Source organism: Rhizobium sp. 01N447_2 (assembly GCF_056399245.1).
Map to the genome: position 1 here is coordinate 23826 of NZ_JBFTQY010000073.1, position 7934 is coordinate 31759.

Sequence of the window (7934 nt, forward strand, 5' to 3'; positions counted from 1 at the left end):
AGCAAGGAGAAATCATGTCCCTTCTCAAGACCATCGACCCCAACAGCACCGAAGCCCCGCGCGAATCCAAACCCGTTCCCGAGCGGCTGATTTCGGGTGATCCGTCGTTTAAGACCTGGGCGCAGGATATCGCTCGGGATGGGCTCGTCCATACCGGGATTTGGGAAGCGACGCCGGGTATCACACGCTCGATCAAGGGCGAGACCTTCGAGTTCTGTTATATCCTCGATGGTGTCGTCGAACTCACACCGGATGGTGGCGAGCCGGTTATATACAGGACGGGCGACAGTTTTGTCATGAAGCCGGGCTTCACAGGCACCTGGCACACCATCGAAACCGTCAGGAAGATCTATGTGACGGTGATGTAACCGCACCATAGACCACCTCCTTGAGGACCGCACGGGCCTATTGAGTGAAATAATCGGCCCAAAGGCCTCGTGTGGCCTCGCCCATATCGTCCAAGGACATCGCCATGGCTCTGAGCTTCGATCCAGACACAATTCAGTTGCCGAAGGGCCATTTCATCGGCGGTCGCTATGTTGACGCCAAAGGCGTGTTGCCGATGCATCGGCCTTCCGATGGGGTCGCCTATGCAGACTGTCCGGTGGCAGACGCCGATCTCGTCCACCAGGCTGTCTCCACAGCCAAACAGGCGCTCAAGGAAAGCGGCTGGTCTACTCGGCGCCCGCGCGAGCGCACAAACGCAATGCATCGTTGGGCCGATCTGATCGAAACCCAAGCTGAAACCCTGGCGCGTCTGGAAGCGGTGTCCTCGACGCGGCCAATCGGGCAGCTCATCCAAGGCGATGTCGCCGTCACGGCCGAACAGATCCGGTTTTTCGCCGAATTCGCCGACAAGGAGGGCAGCGATCTCGTACCGACGGACGACAAGAGTTTCGGCATGATCATGACCGAGCCCTACGGCGTCGTCGGCGCGATCACGCCTTGGAACTTCCCGCTCTCCATGGCCGGCTGGAAGATCGGCCCCGCGCTCGCCGCCGGCAACGCGATCGTGCTGAAGCCGTCGGAAATGACGCCGTTCTCGACGCTTTATCTCGCTGAACTTGCTGTGCGGGCCGGCATTCCAGCGGGGCTGATCAATATCGTGCTCGGCGACGGGCCGACGACCGGCAATGCCATGACCGGCCATCCCGATATCGYCAAGATCAGCTTCACCGGTTCGACGGCGGCTGGCTCGGCGATCATGGCCAATATCGCAAGGACAGGCGTCAAGCCGATGACGCTCGAACTCGGCGGGAAGAGCGCGCAAATCGTCTTTGCCGACGCCGATCTGACGCTCGCCGCCAATGCGATTGCCAATAGCATTCTCGTCAATGCCGGCCAGGCCTGCGTCGCGGGCTCTCGCATCATCGTCGAGCAATCGGTCGCCGAACCGCTGGCCGCGGCGATCCTCGCGCGCATGGCGACAATCAAGCCCGGTCCGACCTGGGATGAGACAAGCGATTACTCGCCGATTATCTCCGAACGCCAGATCCACCGTATTGACGCGATCGTTCAGGCCGCGCTCGCCGCCGGCGCGGAGTGCCTTGCCGGTGGAAAATTCCTCGATCGGAAAGGCTATTTCTATGCGCCGACGCTCCTGTCAAACGTCGGCCAAGTCTCTCCCGCAGTGGTGGAGGAAATCTTTGGGCCGGTGCTGACGTTGCAGACCTTCGCCGACGAGCAAGAGGCGCTCGCACTGGCCGACCATCCCACCTATGGGTTGGCAGCCGGGCTTTTCACCCGCGATCTCTCACGCGCCATCCGCCTCACCCGGCGGCTGCAGGCAGGCACCGTCTGGGTCAATCGCTACAGCCGCTCCCGCGACCACATCCTACCGACTGGCGGTTACAAGCAATCCGGCATCGGMAAGGATCTAGGCCGCGAAGCCTATCAAGCCAACCGCAAAAGCAAGAGCGTACTCATCAACCTGTAGGATCTGATCATGAAAACCTATTCCATCGCGCTGCTGCCGGGAGACGGCATCGGCAAACCGGTCACCGAAGCGGCCTGGGATGTGCTGCAGGCCGTAGCGAAGACGTCGAGTTTTGCCCTCGAAGGAACCACGTTTCCTTGGGCCTGTGAATTCTACAAGCGAACCGGCGCCATGATGCCCGTAGACGGCATCGAAACACTCCGGCGTTTCGATGCGATACTTCTCGGCGCTGTCGGCTGGCCGGCGGAGGTGCCGGACTCGGTTTCACTGCACGGGCTGCTGCTGCCTATCCGCAAGGCCTTCGTGCAATATGCCAATATTCGCCCACATCGGCTCCTGCCCGGCGTTTCGGGTCCGCTCAAAGCCGGCGGTTTCGACATACTCTGCATAAGGGAAAACACCGAAGGCGAATATTCCGGCGCCGGCGGCCGCATCCATCAGGGAACGGCCGATGAAGTCGCGGTGGAGACCTCCATCTTCACGCGGACGGGCGTCGAACGTATCCTGCGCTTCGGCTTCGAACAGGCCCGCCTGCGGCGTGGCAAACTGGCTTCGGTCACAAAATCCAATGCCCAGAAATATTCCATGGTGCTCTGGGACGAGATCACCCGCATAGTTTCTGCCGAATATCCAGATGTGGAGGTGACGAGCTACCATATTGACGCGATGGCGGCCCGTATGGTGATGGCGCCGGAGACGCTCGATGTGGTCGTGGCCTCCAACCTGTTCGGCGATATCCTCACCGATCTCGGTGCCGCAATTCAGGGTGGCCTCGGCTTCGCAGCCTCCGCCAATATCAACCCCGATCGGACGGCGCCCTCGATGTTCGAACCAGTGCATGGCTCGGCGCCCGACATCGCCCATCTTGGCATCGCCAATCCGATTGCGGCGATTTGGTCGGGCGCAATGATGCTCGACCATCTCGGCGAAAGAGACGCCGCGGCCCGTATCATGACGGCGATCGAAGCGACGACGAAGGCCGGGATCGGCACCATTCCTGGGAAAGACAAGACCGAGGCGATCGCGAAGGCTGTCCTCGAACGTCTCTGAGGGGCCGTTCGAGTTCTTTCGTTTGCATCTACGGACCTATTCTACTGGGTCCGGCCGCGGCAGCCAGCGCGGAAAACGCGGTATTGAGTGTCCATCCACTCAGCGACGAAAAAGAGGGCGCGGATCGAGAGATCCGCGCCCTAATTGGCGGCAGGGGAGGAGGGGCCGCCTTACTGAAATCGGTCGAGAGTCTTGTAATAGAGCCCCACGAGCGGAAGGAACCAGGGCTTGCCGAAATGGCCGGGCACCGCTGGCCATTCGAGACCTTTGAGCGGATTCTGATCGGCCTTGCCGAGTATGGCGTCGGCCATAATCATCCCGAGATGCGTCGAGAGTTGCGCACCATGGCCCGAATAGCCCATCGCATACCAGACACCGTCGACATAGCCTGCCCGGGGAAACCGGTCCTTGGTCATATCTACCAGGCCGCCCCAGCAATAGTCGATCTCCACATTGGCCAGATGCGGGAAGATCTGGGCAAGGCTGGCGCGCAAGATGGCGCCGCTCTTCTCGTCCGAGCGCTGATCCGACGTCGCGGCAAAGCGGGCGCGGCCCCCGAAGATCAGGCGGTTGTCCGGCGACAGTCGAAAATAGTTGCCAATGTTCATCGAGGTGGTGCAGGTCCGATTGCCCGGCATGGTGGTCGCCACCTCAGTTGTAGTCAAAGGCCGGGTCGCGATCAGGAAGCTGCCGACGGCAATAATGCGGCGCCGGAAATAGTTGAAGGAGGATCCGGACGTATAAGCGCCGGTTGCAACCAGCACATGGTCGGCACTGGCCTGGCCCCGGGCTGTCTCCAGCTGATGCTTCGGACCCGATTTCGTGTGGCGCGTCACTCGGGCGTCTTCGAATATCGTCGCGCCATGACGGGCGGCCGCCTCAGCCAATCCCACGACATATCGGCCCATGTGCATCATGGCGCTCTTCTTCGAGAGCATCGCGCCATGGAAGGGAGAACCGACCTCGCTCTTGAGATCATCCCGCGTCAGCAGCGCGGTATCCGGATCGACTTCACGATGCACCACTTCGAAATTGCGAGCGATCGTGTCGAAATGCTGTGGCTTTGAAGCCAACTTCAGCTTTCCGGCCCGCCGGAAGTCGCAATCTATGTTTTCTTCGGCGACGATCCTCTCGATCGTATCGATGGAGTCATCGAACGCGCGATAAAGCGCCACCGCGCGTTCAACTCCAAGCTCTGCTTTGGCGGCGATGAAGCTGTGGGCAAGCCCGTTGTTGATATGTCCACCATTGCGTCCGGATGCTCCCCAGCCGATATGGTTCGCCTCCAGCACGGCCACACGCGCGCCCGACTTTGCGAGCTGTCGCGCCGCGGCCAAGCCTGTGAAGCCGCCGCCGATCACGGCAACATCATAGTGGCCCTCGATGGGGCCATTGGTGGCGCCTGAGAATCTAGGCGCCGTGTCGTGCCAGTAGGATTCGAACTTCATCGCTTCGCTCCACTAGAGACCGACTACGTCGGACAGGGCTGGAATGTCCTTGATCTCGACATAGCCGTTCATCGGTTCGCCTCTACAATCAAGTTTGTTCTGGATGTCGCGACGGAGCGCCGACACGAACCCGGGGAGGATGCCACAGCAATCTAAGATCATGCATTTCGGCCGGTATTGGATCATCGAGCTGTACCTGGCTGTCCGAGGTGCCTTCCTTCATGTGATTTTAGACCGGACGCCACAGAGCAACAGGCCGCAGTTACCGCTGTTCGAAGCAGATTCTTCCGTATTTCGTCGTTATTTGGCAGAGAGTTGCGTCGGCGCTTTGTGGAGACATTCACCACACCGAGCCATTCGGATTTATGCTCAGCATAAGATGCGGCGAGCGCCCACCAGGACGGTGAAAGATATCGCCCGTCTCCCTTTGTCGGGACGATCTTCTCTTCAGCCCACGTTATCCTTCGTTGTAAGGAAGCAAGGATCCAGGTGATGCAAACGGCCCAACTCGACATCGTTCCGTTCGGTACCCAACATCTCGAAGGTGCGCTGGCGCTTTCGCGTCAGGCCGGCTGGCCTCACCGGCTGGTGGATTGGGAAATGGCACTCGCTTTGAGCACAGGCTTCGTCGTGTTGGAGAACAACAAGGTCCTCGGCACGACCCTCACGACACGCTTTGGAGGTTGCGCCACGATCAATATGGTCATTGTTGCTGAGGCCATGCGCGGTCGGGGCCTCGGCCGCCGGCTGATGGATGCCGGTCTTGATGCTGCTCGCGAAGAGCCGTGCAGGCTGGTCGCGACCGAGGACGGTCTGCCGCTCTATGAAAAAGTCGGCTTTCGCCAAGTTGGAGACATTCTTCAATGTCAKGGCGTCTGTACAGGCGTGGAGGCACCGATCGATGTCGAGTGGATGCAATCTGGCGACCTCGCGGAAATAGTCGCCCTGGACAAAGCCGCATTCGGCGCTGATCGCAGGAAGCTGATTTCCTATATGAAGGATATCGGCCGGTTTGCAGTCATCCGACGCGGCGGACATGTCGCGGGTTTCGGGGCAATGCGTGCCTTCGGGCGCGGTGAGGTCATCGGTCCCGTGGTGGCAGAGAATGCCGAGGATGCCCGCAAGCTCATCTTGTTCCAAATGGCGGCTCAACACGACAGATTTCTTCGCATCGACACGCCCAAGGACTTAGGTTTGTCGCAATGGTTGGCCGAACGTGGACTTATCCATGTCGGCGGAGCGATAGCGATGCAGCGCGGCGGCCAAACCAATCCATCCTCCCATGTCAAAACCTTTGCCTTGGCCAATCAGGCTTTCGGCTGATCGGAGACGAAAATGCTCAGCAATTCCCTCATCGAACTCGATCGCGCCCATCTGGTGCATCCGGTCGCCTCGTATCGCGGCCATGAGAAACGCGGCGTACGCGTTCTGTCCTCGGCCTCTGGCGCGACCGTGACCGATATGACCGGCCGCCAGCTCATCGACGGCTTTGCCGGCCTCTGGTGCGTGAATGCCGGTTACGGCCACAACAGCATCGTCGATGCTGCGGCGCGTCAGATGCGAGAGCTTCCTTATGCGACGGCCTATTTCGGGATAGGCTCGGAACCGGCAATCCGGCTGGCCGCGGAGCTGGCCGAACGTGCACCGGGCGATCTCAACCACGTCTATTTTACGCTTGGCGGTTCGGATGCGATCGACAGCACCGTTCGTTTCATCCGTTACTACTTTCATGCCAAGGGCACGCCGGAAAAAGACCAGTTCATCTCGCTCGAACATGGCTATCACGGTTCCTCGGTTGTCGGCGCCGGATTGACCGCGCTGCCTGCATTTCATGCCGGATTCGGAATTCCCTTCGACTGGCAGCATAAGATTCCCTCGCACTACGCCTATCGCAATCCGGTAGGGAGCGATCCTCAGGCGATCATCGCTGCGTCGACTAGCGCTTTGCGCCGCAAGGTGAAGGAAATCGGCGCCGAAAGGGTGGCCGCATTTTATGTCGAACCGATCCAGGGCTCCGGTGGTGTGCTGGTGCCTCCGACAGGTTGGATGAAGGCGATGCGCGACCTCTGCCGCGATCTCGACATTTTGTTCATCGCCGACGAAGTGATCACGGGGTTCGGCCGTACGGGGCCGCTCTTCGCCTGTACAGAAGATGATACCGTTCCCGACTTCATGACTGTCGCCAAGGGCCTGACCTCGGGCTACATGCCAATGGGCGCTGTCTTCATGACTGATCACGTTTACAACACCATCGCCGACGGCGCCGGTGCCTCCCTCGTGGGCCATGGCTATACCTATTCTGCCCATCCCGTAAGCGCGGCTGTCGCACTTGAGGTCTTGCGCCTCTACGAGGGCGGGCTCCTGGAAAACGGCCGCAGAGCCGGAAAACGCCTTATCGAGGGGCTGCAGAGCCTTGCCGACCATCCCCTTGTCGGCGACATCAGAGGCCGTGGCATGCTGGCGGCCGTGGAACTGGTCACCGACAAGACCAAAAAGACGCCACTTCCGGTCGCGGCCGACCCTTCCCGCCGAATTTTCGATCGTGCTTGGGACAATGGCCTGATCATCCGTGCTTTTGGCAATGGGGTTCTGGGCTACGCGCCGCCGCTTTGTTGCACCGATGGCGATATCGACGCCATTGTTGATCGGACGCGGAAGACGCTCGACCAGACACTCGAAGACAGGGATGTCAGGGTCAACATGGCTTGACGCGGGAGCGAGTTGGTCATTTCCGGCAGCTCGGAGTGGCCTCGCCTAGCTGGACCCCCTCGAACTTTGCTGGCCTTCGTCGGCTCACAAGGCAAAGAGGCTAGTCAGCGGGAGATGCGATTTGACGATCGGCGATTTCAGCACGACATAGCTGAAATAGCGGTCGATGCCGACATCCGTGTCGATGAGGCGCTCCATGATCTCCTGATATTCCGCGATGCCGCTGGTGACGAACTTTATCAGGTAATCGTAGCCGCCGGAAACCAGGTGGCATTCTATGACGGAGTCGATCTTTTCGACAGTCGATAGGAAGCGTGCGAAATCGATTTGCCGGTGGTTCTTCAAGGTGATTTCGGTAAACACCGTTATGGTTTGACCGAGCTTGGCGGTGTTGATTTGCGCGGAATAGCCATCGATATAGCCTTCCGACTGCAGCTTTTTCACCCGCATCAGACATGGGCTTGGCGACAAGTGAACCAATTCGGCGAGTTCCACATTGGTGATCCGACCGTTTTTCTGCAATTCGTACAGAATCTTGATGTCTATCCGGTCAAGCTTCATGTGGCCTCCCCGGGCCATTAGAACCCCGCCTATCCGCAGATTATATCAAAGAGAATATCACAGCCTCCCACTTTTTTCATTGTTGCAGGAAAACATCCAGCCGGCATAACTGGTTGTAGTTGCTGTCAACTGCAGAACATTATGTCGTTCGCGGCTGAAATCAGTGCGCCACTTTGGCGGAGGAGTTCAAAAAAAAGTTCCATAAATCTGCTTATGCGATACGTTATAAC

General features: G+C 59.3%; 7 protein-coding genes. 5 read left to right on the forward strand and 2 right to left on the reverse strand.

What is annotated here, in order from left to right; all coding sequences use genetic code 11:
* The first annotated feature begins 14 nt into the window (after nucleotides 1-14).
* From AC1ECN_RS31650 to AC1ECN_RS31660, 3 genes are all read left to right on the forward strand, one after another.
* On the forward strand, nucleotides 15-368 hold the full coding sequence (locus tag AC1ECN_RS31650) for a cupin domain-containing protein (protein WP_477955154.1): 354 nt from the start codon (nucleotides 15-17) through the stop codon (nucleotides 366-368).
* Between the two features lie 104 nt (nucleotides 369-472).
* A complete protein-coding gene (locus AC1ECN_RS31655; RefSeq protein ID WP_477955156.1) occupies nucleotides 473-1936 on the forward strand; it encodes an aldehyde dehydrogenase family protein in 1464 nt (487 codons plus the stop codon).
* A 9-nt stretch (nucleotides 1937-1945) separates the two neighbouring features.
* A complete protein-coding gene (locus AC1ECN_RS31660) occupies nucleotides 1946-2986 on the forward strand; it encodes a tartrate dehydrogenase (RefSeq protein WP_477955158.1) in 1041 nt (346 codons plus the stop codon).
* A 170-nt stretch (nucleotides 2987-3156) separates the two neighbouring features.
* Here the strand turns inward: AC1ECN_RS31660 and AC1ECN_RS31665 are convergent, their stop codons facing one another.
* Entirely contained in the window at nucleotides 3157-4434 is a 1278-nt protein-coding gene (locus tag AC1ECN_RS31665; RefSeq protein WP_477955160.1) for an NAD(P)/FAD-dependent oxidoreductase, read from the reverse strand.
* A 492-nt stretch (nucleotides 4435-4926) separates the two neighbouring features.
* Between AC1ECN_RS31665 and AC1ECN_RS31670 the strand changes: the two genes are divergently transcribed.
* Both AC1ECN_RS31670 and AC1ECN_RS31675 read left to right on the forward strand, forming a co-directional pair.
* Nucleotides 4927-5757, forward strand: coding sequence for a GNAT family N-acetyltransferase (locus AC1ECN_RS31670; RefSeq protein ID WP_477955162.1), 831 nt, complete (start codon nucleotides 4927-4929; stop codon nucleotides 5755-5757).
* A gap of 12 nt (nucleotides 5758-5769) precedes the next feature.
* A complete protein-coding gene (locus AC1ECN_RS31675) occupies nucleotides 5770-7143 on the forward strand; it encodes an aminotransferase class III-fold pyridoxal phosphate-dependent enzyme (RefSeq protein ID WP_477955164.1) in 1374 nt (457 codons plus the stop codon).
* Nucleotides 7144-7227: 84 nt separating this feature from the next.
* Here AC1ECN_RS31675 and AC1ECN_RS31680 read toward each other — a convergent pair whose 3' ends face one another.
* Entirely contained in the window at nucleotides 7228-7704 is a 477-nt protein-coding gene (locus AC1ECN_RS31680) for an Lrp/AsnC family transcriptional regulator (RefSeq protein ID WP_477955166.1), read from the reverse strand.
* Nucleotides 7705-7934 lie beyond the last annotated feature (230 nt).